Annotated in this window: 17 protein-coding genes; 4 read left to right on the top strand and 13 right to left on the bottom strand. The window is 65.6% G+C overall.

The annotated features are described in order from the left end of the window. The first annotated feature begins 30 nt into the window (after positions 1–30). Both LK459_RS16600 and LK459_RS16595 read left to right on the top strand, forming a co-directional pair. Complete coding sequence (locus tag LK459_RS16600) at positions 31–1,332, top strand: MFS transporter (protein WP_227919635.1); 1,302 nt, start codon at positions 31–33, stop codon at positions 1,330–1,332. 93 nt (positions 1,333–1,425) lie between these two features. Then, on the top strand, positions 1,426–2,175 hold the full coding sequence (locus LK459_RS16595) for a YoaK family protein (RefSeq protein ID WP_227919634.1): 750 nt from the start codon (positions 1,426–1,428) through the stop codon (positions 2,173–2,175). Between the two features lie 28 nt (positions 2,176–2,203). Here LK459_RS16595 and LK459_RS16590 read toward each other — a convergent pair whose 3' ends face one another. The 7 genes from LK459_RS16590 to LK459_RS16560 form a co-directional block, all read right to left on the bottom strand. Then, positions 2,204–3,415 carry a fatty acid desaturase family protein gene (locus LK459_RS16590; protein WP_227919632.1) on the bottom strand — a complete coding sequence of 404 codons (1,212 nt, stop codon included), beginning with the start codon at positions 3,413–3,415 and terminating at the stop codon, positions 2,204–2,206. Between the two features lie 111 nt (positions 3,416–3,526). After that, entirely contained in the window at positions 3,527–4,858 is a 1,332-nt protein-coding gene (locus tag LK459_RS16585; RefSeq protein ID WP_227919631.1) for a fatty acid desaturase family protein, read from the bottom strand. A 192-nt stretch (positions 4,859–5,050) separates the two neighbouring features. Beyond that, positions 5,051–6,559 carry an NAD(P)-binding protein gene (locus tag LK459_RS16580; protein ID WP_227919630.1) on the bottom strand — a complete coding sequence of 503 codons (1,509 nt, stop codon included), beginning with the start codon at positions 6,557–6,559 and terminating at the stop codon, positions 5,051–5,053. A 191-nt stretch (positions 6,560–6,750) separates the two neighbouring features. After that, the gene (locus tag LK459_RS16575; protein WP_007237811.1) at positions 6,751–7,857 is read right to left on the bottom strand and encodes a GNAT family N-acetyltransferase; all 1,107 of its coding nucleotides are present in this window, start codon (positions 7,855–7,857) and stop codon (positions 6,751–6,753) included. 132 nt (positions 7,858–7,989) lie between these two features. Beyond that, positions 7,990–9,114 carry a ferredoxin reductase gene (locus tag LK459_RS16570; RefSeq protein ID WP_322590789.1) on the bottom strand — a complete coding sequence of 375 codons (1,125 nt, stop codon included), beginning with the start codon at positions 9,112–9,114 and terminating at the stop codon, positions 7,990–7,992. A gap of 143 nt (positions 9,115–9,257) precedes the next feature. Next, entirely contained in the window at positions 9,258–9,824 is a 567-nt protein-coding gene (locus LK459_RS16565) for a DUF6912 family protein (protein ID WP_007237809.1), read from the bottom strand. Between the two features lie 102 nt (positions 9,825–9,926). Further along, on the bottom strand, positions 9,927–11,399 hold the full coding sequence (locus tag LK459_RS16560) for a wax ester/triacylglycerol synthase domain-containing protein (RefSeq protein WP_039993660.1): 1,473 nt from the start codon (positions 11,397–11,399) through the stop codon (positions 9,927–9,929). Positions 11,400–11,612: 213 nt separating this feature from the next. On the opposite strand from LK459_RS16560, the gene LK459_RS16555 reads away from it, so the two are divergent. Continuing rightward, positions 11,613–12,695, top strand: coding sequence for a 2,3-butanediol dehydrogenase (locus LK459_RS16555; RefSeq protein WP_227919629.1), 1,083 nt, complete (start codon positions 11,613–11,615; stop codon positions 12,693–12,695). 23 nt (positions 12,696–12,718) lie between these two features. Here the strand turns inward: LK459_RS16555 and LK459_RS16550 are convergent, their stop codons facing one another. From LK459_RS16550 to hpf, 3 genes are all read right to left on the bottom strand, one after another. Beyond that, positions 12,719–13,324: an Rv3235 family protein gene (locus LK459_RS16550; RefSeq protein WP_227919628.1), complete on the bottom strand. Its 606-nt coding sequence runs from the start codon at positions 13,322–13,324 to the stop codon at positions 12,719–12,721. A gap of 69 nt (positions 13,325–13,393) precedes the next feature. Beyond that, positions 13,394–16,258 (bottom strand): preprotein translocase subunit SecA, encoded by a 2,865-nt coding sequence (gene secA, locus LK459_RS16545; protein ID WP_007237805.1) that lies wholly within the window; start codon positions 16,256–16,258, stop codon positions 13,394–13,396. A 157-nt stretch (positions 16,259–16,415) separates the two neighbouring features. Then, the gene (gene hpf, locus LK459_RS16540; protein WP_007237804.1) at positions 16,416–17,180 is read right to left on the bottom strand and encodes a ribosome hibernation-promoting factor, HPF/YfiA family; all 765 of its coding nucleotides are present in this window, start codon (positions 17,178–17,180) and stop codon (positions 16,416–16,418) included. Positions 17,181–17,647: 467 nt separating this feature from the next. Between hpf and LK459_RS16535 the strand changes: the two genes are divergently transcribed. Then, entirely contained in the window at positions 17,648–18,355 is a 708-nt protein-coding gene (locus LK459_RS16535) for a ComF family protein (RefSeq protein WP_407648805.1), read from the top strand. 15 nt (positions 18,356–18,370) lie between these two features. Here the strand turns inward: LK459_RS16535 and lpqB are convergent, their stop codons facing one another. Genes lpqB through mtrA form a run of 3 tightly spaced genes read right to left on the bottom strand, consistent with a single transcriptional unit; the run spans position 18,371 to position 22,676 of the window. Continuing rightward, a complete protein-coding gene (gene lpqB / locus LK459_RS16530) occupies positions 18,371–20,158 on the bottom strand; it encodes an MtrAB system accessory lipoprotein LpqB (RefSeq protein ID WP_407648804.1) in 1,788 nt (595 codons plus the stop codon). A gap of 20 nt (positions 20,159–20,178) precedes the next feature. Beyond that, positions 20,179–22,002 (bottom strand): MtrAB system histidine kinase MtrB, encoded by a 1,824-nt coding sequence (gene mtrB, locus LK459_RS16525; protein WP_322590788.1) that lies wholly within the window; start codon positions 22,000–22,002, stop codon positions 20,179–20,181. Further along, entirely contained in the window at positions 21,999–22,676 is a 678-nt protein-coding gene (gene mtrA, locus LK459_RS16520; RefSeq protein ID WP_005170551.1) for an MtrAB system response regulator MtrA, read from the bottom strand. Before mtrA ends, mtrB begins: the two co-directional genes overlap by 4 nt. Position 22,677: the final 1 nt, after the last annotated feature.

Here is a 22,677-nt window from a genome sequence, read left to right as displayed (position 1 = left end):
ATCATGCCGCACACCACTCACCATGGACGTATGTCTTCTTCAGATTGTGCAGCCTCGTCGTCAGCCGGAGTGTCGCCGAATACCGCCGCGCCGACGTCGTCGGGAGCGCGATTGAGTCGGCTCGTCGTGCTGCTCTTCGCGATCACCGCGGGGTCGTCGGCGGGCTGCCTCTACTACCTGCAGCCCCTACTGCACGAGGTCGCGAATGACTTCCACATCTCTACTGCCGCAGCGGGTCTCGTCGTGTCGATCACACAGGTCGGTTATCTGATCGGTCTCGCTCTGGTCGTGCCGCTCGGCGACTTCGTCAATCGCAGGGCTCTGGTCGGCGGACTGCTCGTGGTCTCGTGTGCCGCACTGGCCGTGGCGGCGTTCTCGCCGTCGTATGCGGTTCTGATGATCATGGTCTTCGCGGTCGGCATCTCGGCGTCGGCCGCACAGATCGTCGTCCCGTGGGCGGCGGCAGTCGCCGCTCCGGGAGAGCGCGGAGCCATCGTGGGCACGGTGATGAGCGGTCTGCTCGTGGGCATCCTCTTCTCGCGGGTGTTCAGCGGATTGGTCGCACAGCTGGGCGGCTGGCGCACGGTGCTGGTCGTCGCCGCGGTCGTCCAGCTCGCGATGGCTGCTGCGGTCTGGTGGTTCGCGCCGCGCACGCCTGTCAGTGCGGCGTCGACCAGCTACCCCCGCGTGTTGTGGTCGATCCTCACACTGATCCGCAGCGAGAAGGTCCTTCGCCACCGCATGCTGTTGGGCGGACTCAACATGGCCGCCTTCAGCGGTATGTGGACTGCCATCGCGTTCCTCCTGGCGGGTGCGCACGGCTCCGAGTATCACTTCTCCGACGCCGTGATCGGGCTCTTCGGACTCGCAGGAGTCGCCGGAGCTCTCGCGGCCCCACGCGTCGGCAAGCTCGCCGACCGCGGTTACCTTCGGCACACGCAGTACGCCGTCTGGGTGGTCGAGCTCGTCGGTTGGGCGCTGCTCTACTGGGGAGCACACCAGGTGATCGTCCTGATCGTCGCGCTGCTGGTGTTCGATTTCGGGGTGCAAGGGGTGCAGATAGCGAACCAGGCTGCCGTCTACTCACTCGACGACGAGGCACGGTCACGCCTGACCACCGCGTACATGGTGGCCTACTTCGCAGGCGGCGTCCTCGGTTCGGCCTTCGGCGGGTGGGCCTACCAGACCGGCGGGTGGGCACTGGTGTGCGCGACAGGCGCAGCCACTGCGATCGCAGGCATGGTCCTGTGGTCGGTATTCGCCATCACCGAACGCGACCATCCGATACAGGGCGTCGTCGCGCACAGCCGTTTGCGCGCGGCTGCCACGTAGGAGTCGCCCGAAAGTACTCGCCCGACCGGTACGCGACCGGCGGGTACACGAGCGGCGGGTACACGAGCGGCAGGCACGAGGTAGGAGACGAGCATGACGGCCACCATGAACATCCACGTCAGGGAAGCATGGGAAACGATCGCACCGCCTGCGGACGGCAAGCACGGACCGCTGCCCGCACTGCTGCTTGCGATGACATTCGTGACAGGCGTCGTCGACGCCTTCAGCTATCTCGCGCTGGGTCGCGTGTTCGTGGCGAACATGACCGGAAACGTCGTGTTCCTGGCTTTCGGTCTGGCGGGCGCGGCCGGATTCGCGGCGTGGGCGTCGATCACCTCGCTCCTGACCTTCGCCTGCGGCGCTGCGATCGGCGGCCGAATACTGCGCATCCACAACACCCATCGGGGCAAGCAATTGCGCACGGCACTCGTCGGGCAGTGCGCACTGATGGTGGCCGCAACCGTGGTCGCGTGGACGTGTCCGCATCCCTACGATCGCGCGGCATCCGCCGCCCTGATCGCACTGGTCTCGGCGGCGATGGGCTTGCAGAACGCGGCGGCTCGCGGGCTGGCCGTGCCCGACCTGACGACGACAGTGCTCACGTTGACGATCACTGGTGTCTTCGGCGACAGCCGCGCCGGCACGGGCAGCGGGAGCAAGGCGGGACGTCGAGGACTCTCTATCGCGGCGATGTTTCTCGGCGCGGTGGTGGGAGGTGTCCTCGTCATTCACGATCTCGCGCCGTGGGCGGTGACGATCGCCGCGGCCTGCATCGCGGGCCTTGCACTGGCGTCACGCCCGCTCGCCCGCGCGACCAGCGCGTGGACGGCCACCGGACGCTGAGCAAGAGGACTGAACTGGACGAGAAAACCTAGCGTCGGCTTCGACGACGCAACCGCCGCCGTCGACGCACCTCACCCAGCGCGGTCTTGAGACCCATCGCCTGATCGAGGCCCGTGAACCGACGCTCGGACGCCGTCTCGGGCGCATCGTCGGCCGTATCGCGGAGGAAACGATCGGGTAGCGCGAGCTTGTTGATCGTGCGCAGCGTTTTCAGGTACTGCACCCACAGCGATCCGGTGGTGTACGGGAGGTCGTACTTGTCGCAGAGTTCGCGCACGCGCACCGAGATGTCGGCGAGGCGGTTGCTCGGCAGATCCGGGTAGAGGTGATGCTCGATCTGGTAGCAGAGGTTGCCGGACATGAACGCCATCGCCGGGCCGGCGTTGAAGTTCGCGGAGCCGAGCATCTGCCGCAGGTACCACTGGCCTGGCGTCTCGTCGTCGAGGGTGTCGACCGTGAATTTCTCTGCGCCGTCGGGGAAGTGGCCGCAGAAGATCACGACGTAGGCCCACAGATTGCGGATCACGTTGGCGGTGAGGTTGGCCGTGAGCGTGTGCACGAAGTTGGGACCGGTCAACGCAGGGAACAGCACGTAGTCCTTGCCCACTTGCTTGCCGATCTTGCGCAGAAATTCCTTGATCTGCGGTATCGCCACTTCCTTCGGCTTCTCGCCCGAGATGACCTCCTTGAGTGCGAGATCGTGCAAGCCGATCCCCCACTCGAAGGTGGCCGCCAGGAACACATTGGCCAGCGGTTGGAAAGCACGACGCGGCTCCCACGGCTCGTCGCGGGTGACACGCAGGATCTTGTAGCCGACGTCGTGATCCATGCCGACGACGTTGGTGTACTTGTGATGGATGTAGTTGTGCGAGTGCTTCCAGTGGGGAGACGCGCACACCATGTCCCATTCCCAGGTGGTGGAATGCACCTCGGGATCGTTCATCCAATCCCACTGGCCGTGCATCACGTTGTGGCCGAGTTCCATGTTCTCGATGATCTTGGCCAACGCCAGCGAACCGGTTCCGAGCAACCACAGCGACCGCCGATGCGAGCCGAACAGAGCGAGTCGGCCCGCCACCTCGAGCGCCCGTTGCGCGAGGATCGTGCGACGCAGATAGCGGACGTCTCGTTCGCCACGCTCAGCCTCGATCTCGCGTCGAAGAGCATCGAGTTCAGCGCCCAGGGCATCGACATCCGCGTCGGTGAGATGTGCGTATTCGTTGATGTCGGTGATAGCCATTGCACTCCATTATGTCGCACTCACCTGATGCGCGACAGTCACGCTACCGACGAGTATCCGCAGGTAGCGTGACGAGTCGCGCCCACACGTCATGCGCAGGCAGGTTCACGATCAGGCAGCGCGCGATGTCGCTGTCGCACTGGGAGAAGGCGCGGTGCTGCCACGACGCCGGCGATCGCGCAGGGACCGGATGGCGGTGCGCAGCCCGCGCCGACGACCACTGACCGGATCGAGCACCGCGTGCAGACGCGCACCCTCAGGCAGATCGGACTTGAAACGACGCTCCGACGCGGTCTCCGGGGCGTCATCGGCGGTTGCCTTGAGGTACTTGTCCGGCAAGGAGAGCTTGGCGATGGTCCGCCACGACTTGGCGTACTGCAGCGGGAACGAACCCGTCGTGTACGGCAGATCGTATTTGTCGCACAGCGCCTGCACACGCACCGCGATCTCGGCGAGGCGATTACTCGGGAGGTCGGGATAGATGTGGTGCTCGATCTGGTAGGAGAGATTTCCACTCATGAACGCGAGCAGGAAACCACACCGGAAGTTGGCCGATCCCAGCATCTGCCGCAGATACCACTCGGCCTGCGTCTCACTGTCGACGTCCTGCTTGGTGAACTTCTCTGCGCCGTCCGGGAAATGGCCGCAGAAGATCACCGCATTGCTCCACACGTTGCGGATCACGTTGGCCAGTGCGTTCGCCGTGGCCGCCTTGCCGAACGCCCGCCCGACCGAAGCGACGTCACCCTTGGTCAGCGCGGCGGCTCCGGCTGCCGCGAGCCCCGGATAGATCACGTAGTCCTTGGTCACCTGGCGGCCGATCTTCTTGCCGACGTCGGCGAGATCGCGGCGGAACTCCTCTTTCGCCTCCGGCGTCCGACGCTTCTTGCCCAGCTCGAGATGTTGTGCGGCAACACCCCACTGGAAGAACACCGCGAGCAGTGTGTTGTAGGCCAGGTTGCCGTAGTTGAACGGACGCCACCGCTGATCTCGCGTGACGCGGAGCAGTCCGTAGCCCACGTCGTCGTCCATACCGAGCACATTGGTGTACTTGTGATGGATGTAGTTGTGGGTGTGCTTCCAGTGCGCCGACGGACCGGTGTTGTCCCATTCCCACGTCGTGGAATGCACTTCCGGATCGTTCATCCAGTCCCACTGCCCATGCATGACGTTGTGACCGAGTTCCATGTTCTCGACGATCTTCGCAACGCCGAGGGCAGCTGCCCCCGCCCACCAGCACGACCGCCGGGTCGAGCCGAAGATGAGCCCGCGGCCGACCAGTTCGAGGCCGCGCTGGAAACGGATGGTGTTGCGCAGATACCGCGCGTCCCGGTCACCGCGGTCGGCCTCGATGTCGGCGCGGATCTTGTCGAGTTCACGGCCGAGTTCTTCGATATCGGCCTTGCTCAGGTGCGCGTACTCCGGAATGTCGGTGATGGCCATGGCGTCCTCACTAGTCGCGGATGGTCGGCTCGACGGGAGCGTCGGCGGGCAGCGCCTACGCCTACGTTCCCGTAACTTACGCCATCGTAGGTTAGTGGAATGGAAGTGTCCAGCGATGCGGCGATCCGACTCGACGGGGTTGCTGGAGGACGGGGTTGCTGGTTGCTGGGAGAAGGGGTTGCTGGAAGACCGTCACCGTGTCGCGGTCGCACCGACGACCGGGCCCAGGCCGACGTCAAAGCGCGTGGCAGCGGTGTCGAGCACCGCGCGATAGTGCTCGCGCTTGCGCCGATGAGAGGCAAGGAATCGCGCCGAGGTCGTGAACTGTCGCGGCTTCGGATACCACCGATTGAAGTCGACGCCGCACGAGGTGAACACACTCATCGGCAGTTCGTCGGCGAGCACCGCGAAGTTGTAGAGCGACAGCGCACAGACCACGGCAAGGGAGGCATCCGGCGCACGCTGCACGAGAGCGTTCAGGTCCACCGCGTACAGCGGCGCCGACTCGAGCCTGTCGAGGAACGCGAGGTGCGTGAGAAAGTACGCCCCGTACGTCGAGAACTGGAAGATGGTCGACGTCGTGCCCACCGTCACCACGCGCCCTCCCTGCGTGACATACGGCTGATACGGCGACGCGTCGTGCAAGAGATATCCCGTGCAGTTGATCACCCAACTCCCCGGCTTGATCTCGAGGTCGGGACCGTCACGAAGAATCATGCACGGCCTGCCATCCCGGTCGTCGACGTCGACGAAGTACTCCATCACCGTTGTCGACAGGCCTGCTGCGACGGCGTCGCACTCGGCGACCGACAGATTTCCCGTCATATAGCGCCGTGCGTGTGGAAACGGAGAAATCGTGTACTGGTCGCGGAAATCGTGTCGAACGTCCTGATCGTTCCATCCGTCGAACATGTCCGCCGCGCCGGTGAACACAACGGTGAACGGCTTACCGCTCCACCATCGTCGAAACCCGTTGCGAAACAGCTGATCCCGGTTGTTGAAGAACGTTCCGGACCCTGCCACGATGTTCACCTCGCGGTCGGGGTATCGGGCGATGATCGTATACGCCGTGTCGAGGGCGGTCTTACCGCTGCCGACGATCCACACCGGGGCGCCGTCGGCGGTGAACTCGGGTCCCACGAGATCGACGAAGTCGGGCGATACCGAGCGCACCTGCGAACTCGACACCGGCAGAGGCTGATTCGGCGTGACGTTGAACCCGTATGCGTTGATCAGACGCGGCGTCTCGATTGTGCGGACAGCGCCGTGGGCGTCGCGCAGCTGCACCAGGACGAGATCATCACTCTCGGAATGGTATTCGACTGTCGCTCCGTAGAACTCGTGAAGTCGTACGCGGTCGGCCGACACGTCCCGGCAGTGCGTGAGGTGGTCGACGACCTCCTGTCGGTTGGCGAGGTACCCAGGCTCCCGACGCAACTCCCACGGGATGTCCCCGGCAGTGAACAGTTGGTACGGTTGATGAAGGCGCACATAGGGATACGTGTCTCGCCACATACCTCCTGGCCCGTCGCGGCGGTCGATCAGCGCCACACGCTTCGTCGAATCCAGATAGTTCGTCGCGACCGCGAGTGCGTTCAACCCCGCGACGCCCGCGCCCACGATACAGAGGTCGACCCGTAGTGGTTCGTCCTCGTGGCCCCCGCCATCGCTGGATGTATGCTCGCCGTCGTTGTGAGACATGACATTTCCTCGAGCTGGACGTGGCGCGGCACCGGTCGCACCGGCGACCGAACCATCTGATGTCCGGAAAGTCTAGATTCCCCGCTCAGCCAGGTCGATGACGGTACGACAGGCAAACGGCACCGTGTCCGTCGAACGACAGACACCCACCACTACGGGAGACCCGGGCCTGAAGTGCGCGAGCCACAGCTCTATTGCGTGTCGGCCAGCAACTCGTATCCGACGAGGTCCTCGATCTTCCCTGCCGAACTCGCGGCCAGCGGCTGGATGCCGAACTCGTTGAATCCCGCGCGCAGCGCGAGGCGCTTGCTGCCCTCGTTGGAGTCGGCTGCGAACATCGTCAACCTGCGGAGGCCGAGAACGTCGAAACTGTGCTGTACCGACGCAGGAAACGTCTCCCCCAGCACGCCAGAACCGCGCGCGTCGGGATGCGTGTAGAAGCCGATCTCGGCGCCAACCACGGGGTCGATCTTGAACAGCGAGATGTCGGCGAGGTAGGTGTCGGTCTCACGGTCGGCGACGGCCCAGGTGCAGGTTTCGCCGCGCGCGGCCGTCCACCACTTACGCGTGCGTTCGGCCGCAGCATGTTGGACAGTCAGCGGATCCGGCCTTCCGAAGAGGTACTTACGTGAGATCGGATCGTCGAGCGTCTCTCGGATACGCTCGTCATCCTTGGCCTCCAGCGGTCGCAGCCGGAACCGTTCGGTCTCGAAAGTCGTTGCATGCCAAGTGGTTTTTGGTTCGAAGCTGTCACCCGCGTGCCACTTGCCACACCAGGCGTCGACCACGCCGCTGTTCATCTCGAGCCAGTCGGGAAGCCGGCCGACCAGCGTGAAACCCGCCGCATGGGCAGCGCGAAGGCTCGTGAGGTTGCCCTCGGCGGCCTCCCAGCGCACCACTTCGACATCTCGGCGATCGACCGCGTACTGCATCGCCAGCACCATTGCGCGGCGTACCAGCCCCTCTCCGCGGGCATCGGGATGCAGGCCGAACCCGATGTCGACGATCCGACCTGGACCACGGAGGTCGATACTGCCCACGAATCGGCCGTCGTGCTCGATCGCCCAGATCATCGACGTACCGTTACGCCATCCCTGCAACGCATTGATGATGAGGCGCTCCGCGTCGGATCGGCCGTAGGGCGACGGCATCTTCGCCCATCGCATCGTCAACGAATCCGTGGCATATCCGACGATCCGGTCGACGTCGTCGGTCTGATGTGCCCGCAGTGTGATGGTGCCGTCACTCAGCACAGGAACATCGCTGGTGGCGGTCAGTTCGATCAGTTCAGCTCGCACGCGGATCCTCCGTGGTCGACAGCCTCACCCACAGAGCCTAACGCGTCGACTCTGCCCACGACGGACAACGCCTGCGTCGCGCCGTGTGACATGCCCTCGACCTCGGCGAACACCGATCCTCGCTGCGGTGTGTCACACATCGAGCGTGCAGTCGCCTGCTGCGGCGCTCACGCATGTCTGTATGCGCTCACCCTCGACATGCTCGTCGCCCGACCGCAGATCGCGCACACATCCCTTGTCGAGCATGACGACGCAACTCTGGCAGATGCCCATACGACAGCCGAACGGCATCAGAACGCCTGCTTGCTCTCCCGCTTCGAGCAGCGTCGTCGCCCCGTCGACCGCCGCGGTCTGTCCCGACCGCCCGAACGTGACCGTCCCGCCCTGGGCGCCGACCACACCGCGCTCGAGAGCGAACCGCTCGATGTGCAGTCGTTCGGCGACGTCAGCGTGAGAGAAGGCTGCTTCGACCATCTCGAGGAACCCGCCCGGGCCGCACGCCCACGTCTCGCGGGTACGCCAGTCGGGGCACAACTCGTCGAGCGACTGCTCGGTGACCTTGCCGTCCGTCCTGGTGTACTGCACGTGGAGATCGATCAGGCCACTCTCGTCCATCTCGGCGAGTTCGTCGGCGAACATCAGGTCATCCTGGGTCGGAGTCGAATGGATGACCCGCACATTCGTGGACTGACCGCGGTGGCGCATCATGCGCAGCATCGAGATGATCGGCGTCAACCCGCTGCCCGCGGTCAGGAACAGCACTGTCGCCGGCAGTGGTTCGGGAAGGACGAACTCACCCTTGGGCGCCGCGAGGCGTACCACGGTTCCCGGTTGCAGCCCTCTGACCAGGTGAGACGAGAGGAACCCCTCGGGCATGGCCTTGACCGTGATCGCAATGGTCCCCTCGGTCCTGGTCACGTCCGGCACCGACGTCAGCGAGTACGACCGCCATGTCCAGCGCCCGTCGACGAGCACACCGATCCCGATGTACTGACCCGGCGAGTAGTCGAGCGAGAAACCCCATCCGGGTCTGATGCGGATGGTCGCGGAGTCGTCGGTTTCGGGCGTCACCGAAACCACCTGCCCGCGCAGCTCGCGCGCCGACCACAGCGGATTGGCCAGATGCAGGTAGTCGTCCGGGAGCAGGGGCGTCGTGATCCGCGCCACAGCGGCGCGCGCCCACCGCGCCGCACTGCTGCGGGTGGCGACACCCGACACCGGTTCCTCGAAACGTTCACGCAGTTCCCGCAGGTTCACCGATCTCACTCCTCGTTCCGCGCGACCGGGGATTCCACCGTCGGAACCCCCGTCGACGCACCCGATCACCGTAACCTACGGAAGCGTAGGTTACGACACGGGCAATGTCGACCGGAACCACGCACCGGTTCCGTGGAGGACGGTCAGAGGAGTTCCAGCAGAAAGGGCAGTTCCTGCGTCGCGTACCAGCCGAGATCGTGGTCTTCGACGTCGCCGACCGCCAGCTCCGCATCCTGGTCGCCCATGTCGGCGGCGTCGATCACCACCACTGCCGACCGGACCGCACTCTCGGCGTCGGCGCCGTCGACGAGCACCGACGCGATCGACGACATCGAGATCGGACCGGACACCTTCACCACGGCGTCGTCGAGATCGGGACGCAGAGTCGCCTCGTCGACGTCGGCGGCGATCACAGCACGACGCGGCGGCAGCCGAGGGGTGTCTCCGGGCTTTGTCGTCGCCTCGTCGGCTTCGAGATCGGCCTCGGCATCGGGATCACCGGGTTCCGGGGACTCACCGGCCAACAATCGCAGCGACGCGCGCGCCGCCTCACGAATAGCCGCCTCGGCCAGTTCTTCGTCATCACCGGAGGAGTACGACTCGCGCAGGGCAGGGGTGAGGGCAAAGCCCGTCCCGCCGACGGGCCGGAATTCTCCGGTGCCGTCGAGTTCGAGCAACATGGTCAACGTTGCGGGAAAATAGACCCTCATCGTGTGCGTTCCTCCTCGGCTGCAGTCCCGCACCGCGGGGAGGTACCGCACCTGACCCCACCTGGGACACCTGAATGTCGTACACCGGCACTCGGTGCAACACTAACGGGCGTCGGCGAGTTCCTCGTATGACTCGCGGACGTAGTCGCGGATGAGGGCGAGGTCATCGATGACACCGCGATCGGCGGTGAATCCGAACTCGATTCGTCCCGCGTACTCGCACACACCGACCGCCATCGCACGTCCCGCGACCAGACCGGGAACCACGAACAGATCGGACACCGTGCGCCCCAACACGTATTGCGGGGGGATCGGGACCGTATTCATCGCGACCGGCACGTTGTAGGCGCGTCGGTCGAGTGATCGGAACGCACGAGAGCTGAACTCCGCGAACGGTACGACTCCGAGTTCACCCAACAACGGTTCCGCGGCGCGTGAGACGCGGCGTGACGACTGCGCGTACCGGTTGGCCAGTCCTGCCACCTGAGCGAGGCGCACGAGTGGGTTGGCCTCTCCGACCGGAAGATCGGTGACAAAGCGCGGTTCGTCGGTGACGATCCAGGTTTCGGGTGATTCCTCGTGCGCGAGGACTCCGGACTGTCGCGAACCGAGCGGCAGCACAGCTCGCACCGTGTCGCCGAAATCACCCTCCGCTCCCGTGGACAGCAGCCACAGCCGCATCGCTCCGGTGATGATCGCGAGTTCGACGTCGTTCACGGTGCACTCGTTGCGTTCGGCGATCTTGGCCACGTCGCGGCGCGAGACCGATGCCGACACGAACGTACGGGTCGACGACCCCGTCGCGTTCAACAGGCTCGACGGCGCAGAGTCCGTCAGTTGCTGCACCAGACGCCCCGCCCGCCGGAACGTGCCGACCACCACCGACCTCGCCTCGCCCAGGAGCCCGTTCCCGCCGATCACCGAATCGATGAGCTCCCCCGGCCGCGCAAGGGCCTCGGCCAGTGCGTTGACCGCCAACGACGTCGACCCGGGCGGTGGTCCGGGCATCCAGACATCGACAGGCAGCGACGCGGCGTCGGGCTCATCGTCGCAGATCACTTCACTCATCTCGGCTCCACCGCCATCGATCAGACAGCGATGTGACTTGGTGAGGATCGCGAAGCCACCGTCCTCGAGTCCCTCGATCAGGTACATCTCCCAGAGGGGCCTGCTGCGATCGAGCGGCCGCGACATGACTCTGGCGACGAGATCTTCGAGATCGGCCATCGTGCCGGGGGACGGCAGACCGGAACGCCGGATGTGGAAGTTGATGTCGAAATCGGGGTCGTCGGCCCAGACCGGGCGGGCGAGACCGAGCACGACCTCCAACACCACCTTCCGGTACAGCGGCACGAGTTGTAGGCGATTCTCGACGAGCCGGACCAGCGAGGGGTAATCGAGCACCGGCGGCTCCGACTTCTTGCCGCGCACCCGCGTCGTGGCGAGATCTTTCGCCGCGGAGCGCTTCTTACCGGAGTCGCCCGCGAAGACCAGCACTGCGCCGAGATGATTCGTGGCGCCCGCGCCATCGAGGAAGTAAGACATCGCCTCGCGCGGAGACAGCCGGTTTGCCACGCCATGATGGTAGCCCCGCACAGTCAGAAGACAGTCCCCCTCTACCCGGGACCGCAGAGTACTCGACGAACACCCGCGCGCGGACCTCCCCGGACCGTCGCAACCCCCTGCAACCGTTGTGGCGGACATCGTGACAGCGGTGGACTCGTGCGGGGCCAGGATCGACACGAAGGCGTCCTGCCGTCGGCGCCGCCCCTGATAAGAGGAGGTCTCATGCGAGCAGCACGCTACTACGATCGGGGAGACATCAGGATCGAGCAGATCGACGAGCCGCTCGTCGAGCCTGGCACCGTCGGAATCGACGTCGCCTGGTGCGGAATCTGCGGAACGGACCTGCACGAGTACGCCGACGGGCCGATCTTCATCCCGCCTGCCGGTCATCCGCATCCCATCAGCGGCGAAAGCGCACCGGTCACCCTCGGCCACGAGATGTCGGGCGTTGTCTACGCGGTTGGCGACGACGTCACCGACCTGCGTGTGGGCGACCACGTGGTCGTCGAGCCCTACATCATCTCCGACGACGTCGACACCGGTCCCGACAGCCATGACTATCACCTCTCCCCCGACATGAACTTCATCGGACTCGGAGGTTGCGGCGGGGGCCTGGCCGAGAAGATCGTGGTGCGCCGCCGGTGGGTCCACCGGGTGTCCGACGCCGTGCCGCTCGACCAGGCTGCTCTCATCGAGCCGCTGTCGGTCGGCGTCCACGCGGTCGAGCGCAGCGGCGCGAGTGCGGGCTCGGTGGCGCTCATCGCAGGTGCCGGTCCGATCGGTCTTCTCACCGCGGCCGTCTGCAAAGCACGCGACATCACAACCATCATCAGCGAGCCGAGTCCGCTTCGTCGCGCAAAAGCGTTGGAGGCCAAGGTCGCCGACCACGTGATCGACCCTTCTGCCGAATCCGTTGTCGAACGGGTGCGGGAGTTGACCGGGGGCACCGGTGCCGACGTCGGATTCGAATGCACCTCCGTCCAACCCGCGCTCGACGCGTTGTTCGACGCACTCAAGCCCACCGGAGTGCTTGTCGTCGTGTCGATCTGGGGTCATCCCGGAACCGTGGAGATGCAGAAACTGGTGCTCAAGGAGATCGACATGCGTGGCACCATCGCCTACGTGAACAACCACCCGGAGACCATCGACCTGGTGGAGAGCGGGCGCATCGACCTCAGTCCGTTCATCACCGGCCGCATCGGTCTCGACAACCTGATCGACGAGGGTTTCGACACGCTGATCAACCGCAACGAAACCGCCGTGAAGATCCTGGTCTCACCATCGGGAGCAGGCCTCGACCACTGATCGCGACGCCCGGGGCGACGAGATCAGCCCAGAGTCAGGACGACGAGTTGCCAGCGGTACTCGACGCGGGTGGCCACCGGGCTGTATCGCCCGCCGGGCGAGTCGCCGTGGACACGAACGCGGCACGGCACGCGCTCGATACGTCCCGCGAAGGCCCGCGAACGCCCCTGTCGCGCATACGTACCGAAGATCTCGGCGGCGCCGGCATCACACATCTGGACGTGCACACGCCGTACGGTGGGGATGCACGCGTCCTCCCCGGTGACCCTGGTCCGCGCCAAGGCGCCGATCTGGTCGTCGACGTGCAGAGCCACGCGGTGCTGCAGGTGCGAGGCGGGCCGCCGGCGAGCCATGACCTCGAAGATCATCGTCAGCGTGCCGACGGAGAACTCGCGCGCCGCGATCGCCACCGCGCGTTGAGCCGACGCGCGGGTGCCGGTCACGGTGGCTGGTTGCGCCACGCGGTGACCTGACCGCGCGGCGCATTGGTCATCACGAAGCGCAGCGTGCGGCGATGGCACGTCGGCCGACCCCTGGGGTTCGTAGGCGGGTGCCGGCAGGATGCGGATGCGCGACGGTGCCGCGCTCAGCTCGGATCCGGACGAATGGTCGGTGCAGGTGTTGGTCATGGAAACTCGGACGCAGCCGAGGCCCGTCCGGTTCCCATGACTTTCAGATCGTGCGGGGCGCCCGCCTTGTCAGCGTCGGCGTCGCTTCGACTTCGGCGGCTTCGCGCCCTCACGCTTCGCGCTCGCACGTGCCGCGGCCCGACGTTCCCGACGCGACGCGGACACCAACGCCGGGTCGTCGAGTTCCTCGTCCTGCGAATGCACCGTCGTGCCACCGCCCTCATCGGGGCCGGAGTAGGTCATCGGGACGTCGGCCTCTGCCTCGACACCGACGGCGCGCAACGCCGCGGGCGCCTCGTTGTTGTCACCCGCGCCGCCCTGTGATCCCGCACCGTTCTGTGACGCCGTCGCACCGGCCATCGCGGGCTGCCGGGCGGCCGCCGCCGCGGCTGTCGCGGCTGCGGACGCAGGGGTCACGGTGGGAGCAGGCTCGGCCTGGACCTGCACATTGAACAGGTACTGGAGAGTTTCCTCCTTCAGACCTTCGAGCATGCCCGTGAACATGTCGTATCCCTCGCGCTGGTACTCGACCACGGGGTCGCGCTGCGCCATGGAACGCAGGTGGATGCCCTCACGCAGGTAGTCCATCTCGTAGAGGTGATCGCGCCACTTGCGGTCGAGCACGCTGAGCAGGATCGTCCGCTCCAGCTGCCGCATGGCGTCCTCTCCGCCGATGGCGGTGATCTCCTCTTCACGCTTCTCGTAGGCCTTCTGCGCATCCTCGATGAGGATCTCTTTGAGCTCCTCGGCCGAGATGTCGTCGCGCTCGCCGAACTCGTTCTCGCCCATCACTTCTCGCGGATCGAGCTCGGTCGGGTACAGCGCGCGCAGCGCCGTCCACAGCTGCTCGAGATCCCAGTCCTCGGCGTAACCCTCAGCGGTCGCGCCGTCGACGTACGCCCCGACGACCTCCGCGATCATCTGCATGATCTGCTCGCGGTGCTCGGTGCCCTCGAGGATGGTGCGGCGCTCGCCATAGATGACCTTGCGCTGCTCGTTCATCACCTCGTCGTACTTGAGGACGTTCTTACGGACCTCGAAGTTCTGCTGCTCGACCTGCGTCTGCGCGCTGCGGATGGCCTTTGTGACCATCTTCGCCTCGATCGGGACGTCGTCGGGCAGGTTCACGCGGTTCATGATCGTCTCGAGCGCGGCACCGTTGAACCGGCGCATGAGTTCGTCGCCGAGCGAGAGGTAGAAGCGTGATTCGCCCGGGTCACCCTGACGGCCGGAACGTCCACGCAGCTGGTTGTCGATACGACGGGATTCGTGGCGCTCGGTGCCGAGCACGTACAGACCACCCGCCTCGCGCACCGCGTCGGCTTCCTCCGCGGCCTCGCGGCGAGCGAGCGTGATCGCTTCCTCCCACGCCTCCTCGTACTCGTCAGGGGTGTTGACCGGGTCGAGGCCCGCCTTGCGCAGCCGGGTGTCGGCGATGATGTCGGGATTACCGCCGAGCACGACGTCGGTTCCGCGGCCCGCCATGTTGGTGGCGACGGTGACGGCACCGAGTCGGCCTGCCTCGGCGACGATCTGTGCTTCCTGCTCGTGGAACTTGGCGTTGAGCACGCTGTGCGGGACGTCCCGCTTGGCGAGCTGACGCGAGAGATACTCCGACCGCTCGACGCTGGTCGTACCGATCAGCACCGGCTGGCCGATCTCGTGACGCTCGGTGATGTCGTCGACGACGGCGGCGAACTTCGCCTCTTCGGTCTTGTAGATCAGATCGCCCTGATCCTTACGGATCATCGGCTTGTTGGTCGGGATCGGGAGCACACCGAGCTTGTAGATCTGATCGAACTCGGCGGCCTCGGTCTCGGCGGTGCCCGTCATGCCCGAGAGCTTGTCGTACATGCGGAAGTAGTTCTGCAGCGTGATCGTGGCGAGCGTCTGGTTCTCGGCCTTGATCTCGACGCCTTCCTTGGCCTCGATCGCCTGGTGCAGGCCCTCGTTGAAGCGTCGTCCGTCGAGCACACGACCGGTGAACTCGTCGACGATGAGCACGTCGCCGTTGCGAACGATGTAGTCCTTGTCGCGATGGAAGAGTTCTTTGACCTTGATCGCGTTGTTGAGGTAGCTGACGAGCGGCGAATTGGCGGCCTCGTACAGGTTGTCTATGCCGAGCTGATCCTCGACGAATTCGACACCCGCCTCGTGGACGCCGATCGTCTTCTTCTTGATGTCGACCTCGTAGTGCACGTCGCGCTCGAGTAGCGGCGCGATCCGCGCGAACTCGGTGTACCACTTGCTCGATCCCTCGGCAGGGCCCGAGATGATCAACGGGGTACGCGCCTCGTCCACCAGAATCGAGTCGACCTCGTCGACAACGGCGAAGTTGTGCCCGCGCTGCACGAGTTCTTCGAGCGAATGCGCCATGTTGTCGCGCAGGTAGTCGAAGCCGAACTCGTTGTTGGTGCCGTAGGTGATGTCGGCGGCGTAGGCCACCTTGCGCTGCTCAGGGGTCATTCCGGTCAGGATCACCGCTGTCTCGAGCCCGAGGAAGCGGTGCACGCGGCCCATCCACTCGGAGTCGCGCTTGGCGAGGTAGTCGTTGACCGTCACGACGTGCACGCCGTCGCCCGACAGCGCATTCAGGTATGCGGGAAGTACACAGGTCAGGGTCTTGCCCTCACCGGTCTTCATCTCGGCGATGTTGCCGTAGTGCAGTGCGGCGCCGCCCATGATCTGCACGTGGAAGTGCTTCTGGTCGAGAACGCGCCATGCGGCTTCACGGGCCACCGCGAACGCCTCCGGCAGCAGTTCGTCGAGCGTCTCACCCTCGGCGACGCGGTCCTTGAACTCACCGGTCTTCGCCTGCAGTTCGTCATCGGACAGCGATGCGATCTCGTCTTCGAGCGCCTCGACGTGCGAAGCGATCGCATCGAGTCGCTTGACCATGCGGCCTTCGCCGACGCGCAGCAGCTTGTTCAGCACCGTGGATCGAGTCCCTTACTCATGTCGACTACTCACGAAATACGGCCTGTGCATGCGAGTGCATGAACGCAGGCCGTATTCCATGGTAGCGACGTCGCCTGAAGGGAGGCTGATCGGTGCACCGGATGGGTTGGCGGGCACCGGACCAGACTTTCGATCAGACGAGTCGGATCAGTCCGTAATCGAAGGCATGACGGCGATAGACCACCGACGCCTGATCGGTTTCCTTGTCGTGGAAGAGGAAGAAGTCGTGCCCCACCAGTTCCATCTCGTAGAGCGCGTCGTCGACCGTCATGGGGACGGCCGGGTGTTCCTTCACACGCACGATCTGCCCTGGCATGTGGTCGGCGACACCGTCGTCCCAGGTCTGCGCACCGTCGAGGTTGTCCCGGTCGGGAACCCCGTCGCCGGTCAGTTGATCGACGCGTAGTGGCGGCGCGCCCACCTCGGTGGCCTCGGCCACCGACAGCGGCCTGCGGTTGCCGTGGTGCACCCGCTTACGGTCTTTGACCCGCCGCAGACGCGATTCGACCTTGTCGAAGCTGGCCTCGAACGCCGCATAGAAGTTCTCGGCACATGCCTGGGCTCGAACCACAGGCCCCTTGCCGGTGGCCGTGATCTCCACCTGCTCGCATGCCTTGGCCTGGCGACGATTGCGTTCGTGATTGAGTTCGACGTCGAACCGGTAGATGTTGAGATCGAACCTCTCGAGCCGCGCGATCTTGTCGCGGACGTAGATCTGATAGTGCTCGGGGATTTCGACGTTCCGCCCGGCGAAGACGACCGTGGCTTTGGGATCGGCCGGCTCATCCGACTCGACTGTTCCGGGGGGCCGTACAAAAGCGAATTCTGCGTCGTACTCGTCGGTGACTGCACCGACCTTTGGTTCGCGGCGACCCTTACGATGGACGACTTGCGACATTCGACTACCTCCTGGTGTGCTACCAACACCCGATCCCGTCGAATGGAGACTCATCGACGCTGATCCTCGCCCGGAAGGGAATTCCGTCGGGATCAACCGCGTGAGACGATCTCGGTGATTCGAAAGCCGTTGAGCGCGAAGTGGTTCCGCTGTGACTTGCGGGGAACACCTGGCGATTCGCGGCAACGAGGGTCGGGAAGTGGCTACTCGTTCATGCCAACCGGCGGCTGACAACCACTGTCAGGGGCTTCACCTCCCGTACCGAGACTCGGCTACCTCCTGCACCCTTGACCGTAGTCGGAAGTTTGCCTGTTAGCCATCGTTCCGACTCCTTGTCACAGCGTTGTGTCGAACACAGGACCAAGGGCCCAACGATGCTGCGGCACAGTTTGTTCACAACGTCGAACGAATCCACAGTCCGGCAACGAGATACGGCACGTCGACGTATCGACCCACGGGCGCACGACATGCTCGACGACATGTCATTACCGGTGGGTGCGCACATCGCAGCGGTCGTGCGCGCGGGCATCGACCTCATGATCCCCACCACCTGTGGTGGCTGCGACGCCCCCGACTCGCGCTGGTGCGCGCGCTGCGCCGAGTTGCTCGCCGACGACCCACTGCTGCTGCGCCCGCGGGTCGCGGTAGGGGCCGACGTGTGGGCGCTCGGCCGCTACCGCGGTCCACACCGCAACGCGGTGATCGAACTCAAAGAACACGGCAGACGCGACCTGGCGCAACCCCTCGGCCATGCGCTCGCCCGGGCCCTGCTCACGCTGCAGCGCTGGGGCGAGATTCCGCCCGCGACCCGACTGTGTCTGGTTCCCGCCCCCACGCGACCGCTCGCGGCCCGCAGGCGCGGAGGCGACACCGTCACCGCGATCGCCGACAGCGCAGCGCGCGTGTTGGGCGAACGCACCCGTGTGCGCCCGTTGTTGACGATCAGGCCGGGAGGTCGTGACTCCGCTGGGCTCGACGCGCGTGCCCGACGTCGGAATCTCTCGCGGCGCGTGGCGATCCGGTCGCCACCCACGCGCACCGACCGCGCATCGACGTCGACGACGATATTGGTCGACGACGTGCTGACCACCGGTGCGACGGCTGCCGAGTCCGTGCGTACTCTCGCCGAGCACGGCGTCAGCGTCGACCTCGTCGTGGTCATCACGGCCGCATGACAGCGGCCGTGATGATCATGGCAGAACCGGAATCGCAGTCGGCGACATCGCCGGCTCGACCTCGGTCCAGTACTGATCGGGCTGTCCGTTGGTAGCACCGAGTCGCAGTACTCCACGCTGGTCGCCGATGTACACGGTGCTCGCGTCGGCGGTGATGGCGCGCACGGGAGGCGCCACATTGCCACTGATCAGTCCAGACGCCGACGCCCCGTTGATGGGCAGCTGCACGATCGGCGAATCGGACGCATCGCGGGCGATCATCACCGTTGCCGCGTTCGCCCAGGCCAGCGACACCGCCTGGTTGCCGACGTTGTACGCGGCGATCCGCGGGTTGGCCAGCGCCACCTGTCCGTCCTCGTTGCTCGCTATGACCGCGAGCACCACCTGACCGCCGACGATCAGTGCGACACGGACGCCGTCGGGAGACACCTGGAGTTCGGTGATCGGTCCACGAGCAACCGTGGCGAGCGAGGACGCATCGACCGTCGACACGACCTCACTCGAGTTCTGTGAGTCCCGCACCGCGCGCACGGGTTTACCGTCGATCACCGCCCACACTGTGTCGTTCTCGTGTGCGCCCGAGAACGACGGACGTGTGATCGACGTCCCCGAGGCCAGTTCGGACACCTGGCCGCCGTATTGTCCCGACACGAGTTGCAGACCTGCCCCGCCCCGCGCCGCGACGACCGCCGCCACCGCGTCGCCGTCCGACGAGATCGAGGCAGACCGCACGTCACGGCTGGTGCCGAGGTCACCGCCCGACGGGGTGGTCCCGGTGTCGGTGACCTTGAGCAGCGCACCGTCGCGGACGATGTTGAGACCGACGTCGGTGCTTGGCGTCGAGAGCGGATCGAACGACTTCACGTCGGCGGGCTGCCAGCCTGCGCTCCGTTCCGGGATGAGTGGAGCGCCGTCGGCATTGATCACATACGGCCCGCCGATGTCTGCGGCATTCAGGGTCCAGATGATCTGTGCGGCCAGCGACGTCCGGTCGCGCACGCCCAGTGTGCCCAGTCCGGTGAGTTCGACGCGCACACCGCCGCCCGAAATCTGTGCGGCTTGACCGCGGAGCGCCGAGCCGGACGGAAAGCCGTTGTCGACGGCCGAGGCGAGGTCCTCGGCGGGTCCGGCGATCAGCCTGTTCAGCAGGATCGTCGGGTCGGCGTCCTGATTGCCGTAGAACCAGCGCGGGTCGGACACCAGATGCTGATGTGTGCGGTCGGTGAAGTACAACGACACCGACCTGTAGGTCGCGACGAATCGGCTCCTGTCGATCATCGCACCATTCGGCAGCGGGCCGTCGATGAGCCATTGGTCGCCGTCGCGGACGAGGCTGATGGTCGTCTCGACGCGCCCGCTGGCAGGCAGCAGTTGACCGTTCGACTTGAGCACTGCAACGTTGTCGCCGACCAGTCGCATACGCACCGAGTTCTGGCTGCGCTGATCGACGAACGTGTTGATCTCGTCGAGGATGATCGAGTCGCCTCGCTCGTCCCACTGTTCCGACGACGGCTTGGTGAGGAACCGACGTGCAGCGGCGTGTCCGTCGGTCGGCGACGCCGTCGCCTCCAGGAATGCCCGCACCAGTGCCTCGGGGTCCATGTCGGACTGCGGAACAGGAACCGCGTTGGTCGGCCCCTCCCGTTTGAACGACTCGATGGGCTGTGGGGACGAATTGTCCGGCACACCGCCACACGCCGCGAGCACGATCGCGGTCACGAGCACGCCGACCAGTGCGGCAAGGCGCCGAGCACCTCGTCGCCGGTGCGACTCCGGGTGTGTCGCCCTCCCGACGACGGACAACGCACCTCCGGTGTACGCACTCACCGCGACCCCCCATCGTCGGCGTCGGAGATCTCCGACGCCGGACCGGGGCTCGTCGCGGCGTCCGGTTCGCCACCCCCGCCGGCGCTCGGGAGCTCGGCGGTCGCCGACGGCGAGCGCGCCTCGTCGGAGCCACTGGTCTCGTCGGATCCGCTGGTCTCGTCGGGTCTGGACGCGCTCGGTTTCGACGCCTTCTGCGGCAGACTGCGAACCGACTGACCGACCGGTTTGAGCGGTAGCGGACTACCGAGAACCTTGTGTCCGCGCACCAGCGGGATCGTCAGCCGGAAGCACGCACCCTTACCCGGTTCGCCCCACGCATCGAGGCGACCCTGATGCAGCCTGGCGTCTTCGATGCTGATCGCCAGACCGAGGCCCGTGCCGCCCGACCGTCGGAACCTGGACGGATCCGACCGCCAGAAACGGTTGAACACCAGCTTCTCCTCGCCCGGCCGTAGCCCGATGCCCTGGTCGCGGACCGTGATCGCCACAGCGTCGCCGTCGGAGCGCATGGTGAGTGTGACGGGTTTGCGTTCGCCGTGGTCGATGGCGTTGGCGAGCAGATTGCGCAGGATGCGTTCGACGCGTCGCGGATCGATCTCCGCGATGACCGGCTCGGCCGGGAGGTCGAGAATGATCTCGGTGCCGGTGTCCGCGGCGAGATGCGACACCGTCGCGAGCGCACCGTCGATCGGAATCGCCATGTCCATCCGTTCAGCGGCGAGTTCGGCCATACCCGCATCGTGTCGGGAGATCTCGAGGAGTTCGTTGAGCAGCGTCTCGAAACGGTCGAGTTCCTTGTCGAGTAGTTCGACGGAACGCTTGCGGACGGGGTCGAGGTCCTCACGGCCTTCATAGAGGACGTCACTGGCCATACGGACAGTGGTCAGCGGGGTACGCAACTCGTGGCTGACGTCCGAGGTGAACTGTCGCTGCAGCCCGCCGAACTCCTCGAGGTGCGTGATCTGTTTGGACAGGCTCTCGGCCATGTCGTTGAACGACATGGCCAATCGCGCCATGTCGTCCTCGCCCCGCACCGGCATACGTTCCTTGAGGCGCCCGTCGGCGAAGCGTACGGCAATTCTCGACGCCGATCGCACCGGCATCACCGCCTGCCGGGACACCAGCCACGCGATGGCGGCGAGCAGTCCGAGCAGCACCACGCCACCGGTGAGCAGGGTGCCGCGAACCAGATCGACTGTGTTCTGCTCGGTCGTGAGCGGGAACACCAGGTAGAGCTCGAGTCCCGGCACCGACGAGTTGGTGGGAGTTCCGATGACGAGTGCCGGAATCGATCCGCCCGCACCGTCCGACACCCGCGAGTACTGGTAGGCGACCTGACCGCCCTGCACCATGTCGCGCAGATTGCGCGGGATCTCCGAGATCGGTCCGACCCCGAACTGTGAGCCGTCACTGCCCGACCTCGGGACGATGAGCACGCTGTCGAAGGTGCCGACGGTCCCCGACGTCTGGCTGGTGTCAACGTCGCGGTCGGTCAACAGTGAACGCGTCTGCCGAAGCCGGTTCTGCACCGACGTGTTGCCGTCGCCGCTGGCGAGGTCACGTTCGACGGCGACGCGAGCGCGCTCGACCTCCTCGGTCGCAGCGCCCAGTTTCACTTCGAGCAGACGGTCGGTGATCTGGCTCATCAGGACAAAACCGAGGATCAGCAGAACCACGAAGGACAGCGCGAGCGTCGACACGACGACGCGCAGCTGCAAGGAACGTCGCCAGATGCGGCCGAACCTGTGGCCGATGGCGCCTGCCGCCCGGGTGAATCGGCCGAGCGTGCTGTTGACGCGACGTCGGGAACGACCGATCACGGCGGGCCGGCCTTGTAGCCGACCCCCCTCACCGTCAGGACGACCTCGGGATTCTCCGGGTCTGTCTCGACCTTGGCGCGCAGACGCTGGACATGCACGTTGACGAGTCTAGTGTCCGCCGGATGGCGGTAGCCCCACACCTGCTCGAGCAGCACATCACGGGTGAACACCTGTCGCGGCTTACGGGCGAGGGCAACCAACAGATCGAACTCGAGCGGGGTCAACGAGATGGGCACGCCGTCACGCGTGACCTTGTGTGCGGGCACGTCGATCTCGACGGGTCCGATCGACAACAGTTCCGCGGGTTCCTCGTCATTGCGGCGTAGGCGGGCGCGCACGCGTGCGACGAGCTCCTTCGGCTTGAACGGCTTGACCATGTAGTCGTCTGCACCGGACTCGAGTCCGAGCACGACGTCGACGGTGTCGGACTTCGCGGTCAGCATCACGATCGGCACACCCGAGTCGGCACGCAGCACCCGACAGACGTCGATCCCGTTCATGCCGGGAAGCATGAGATCGAGGAGGACGAGGTCGGGGCGAACCTCTCGAACCGCGGTCAACGCCTGAGTTCCGTCGGAGACGACGAAAGGTTCGAAACCTTCGCCGCGCAACACGATTGTCAGCATCTCGGCTAGCGCGGCGTCGTCGTCGACTACGAGGATGCGAGGCTTCATG

The organism is Gordonia otitidis (assembly GCF_020735545.1).
In the GTDB taxonomy this organism is placed as follows: Bacteria; Actinomycetota; Actinomycetes; order Mycobacteriales; family Mycobacteriaceae; genus Gordonia; species Gordonia otitidis.
The sequence above is the reverse complement of the archived record's forward strand: the minus strand, read 5'-3'. Positions and strand labels throughout refer to the sequence as shown.

Excerpts from the sequence above, each read along its gene's own strand:
- LK459_RS16595 (WP_227919634.1), top strand. The coding sequence starts at position 1,426 with ATGACGGCCACCATGAACATCCACGTCAGGGAAGCATGGGAAACGATC.
- LK459_RS16565 (WP_007237809.1), bottom strand. The coding sequence starts at position 9,824 with ATGAGGGTCTATTTTCCCGCAACGTTGACCATGTTGCTCGAACTCGAC.
- LK459_RS16600 (WP_227919635.1), top strand. The coding sequence starts at position 31 with ATGTCTTCTTCAGATTGTGCAGCCTCGTCGTCAGCCGGAGTGTCGCCG.
- mtrA (WP_005170551.1), bottom strand. The coding sequence starts at position 22,676 with ATGAAGCCTCGCATCCTCGTAGTCGACGACGACGCCGCGCTAGCCGAG.
- LK459_RS16585 (WP_227919631.1), bottom strand. The coding sequence starts at position 4,858 with ATGGCCATCACCGACATTCCGGAGTACGCGCACCTGAGCAAGGCCGAT.
- LK459_RS16550 (WP_227919628.1), bottom strand. The coding sequence starts at position 13,324 with ATGACCAACACCTGCACCGACCATTCGTCCGGATCCGAGCTGAGCGCG.
- LK459_RS16580 (WP_227919630.1), bottom strand. The coding sequence starts at position 6,559 with ATGTCTCACAACGACGGCGAGCATACATCCAGCGATGGCGGGGGCCAC.
- LK459_RS16555 (WP_227919629.1), top strand. The coding sequence starts at position 11,613 with ATGCGAGCAGCACGCTACTACGATCGGGGAGACATCAGGATCGAGCAG.
- hpf (WP_007237804.1), bottom strand. The coding sequence starts at position 17,180 with ATGTCGCAAGTCGTCCATCGTAAGGGTCGCCGCGAACCAAAGGTCGGT.
- LK459_RS16535 (WP_407648805.1), top strand. The coding sequence starts at position 17,648 with ATGCTCGACGACATGTCATTACCGGTGGGTGCGCACATCGCAGCGGTC.
- LK459_RS16590 (WP_227919632.1), bottom strand. The coding sequence starts at position 3,415 with ATGGCTATCACCGACATCAACGAATACGCACATCTCACCGACGCGGAT.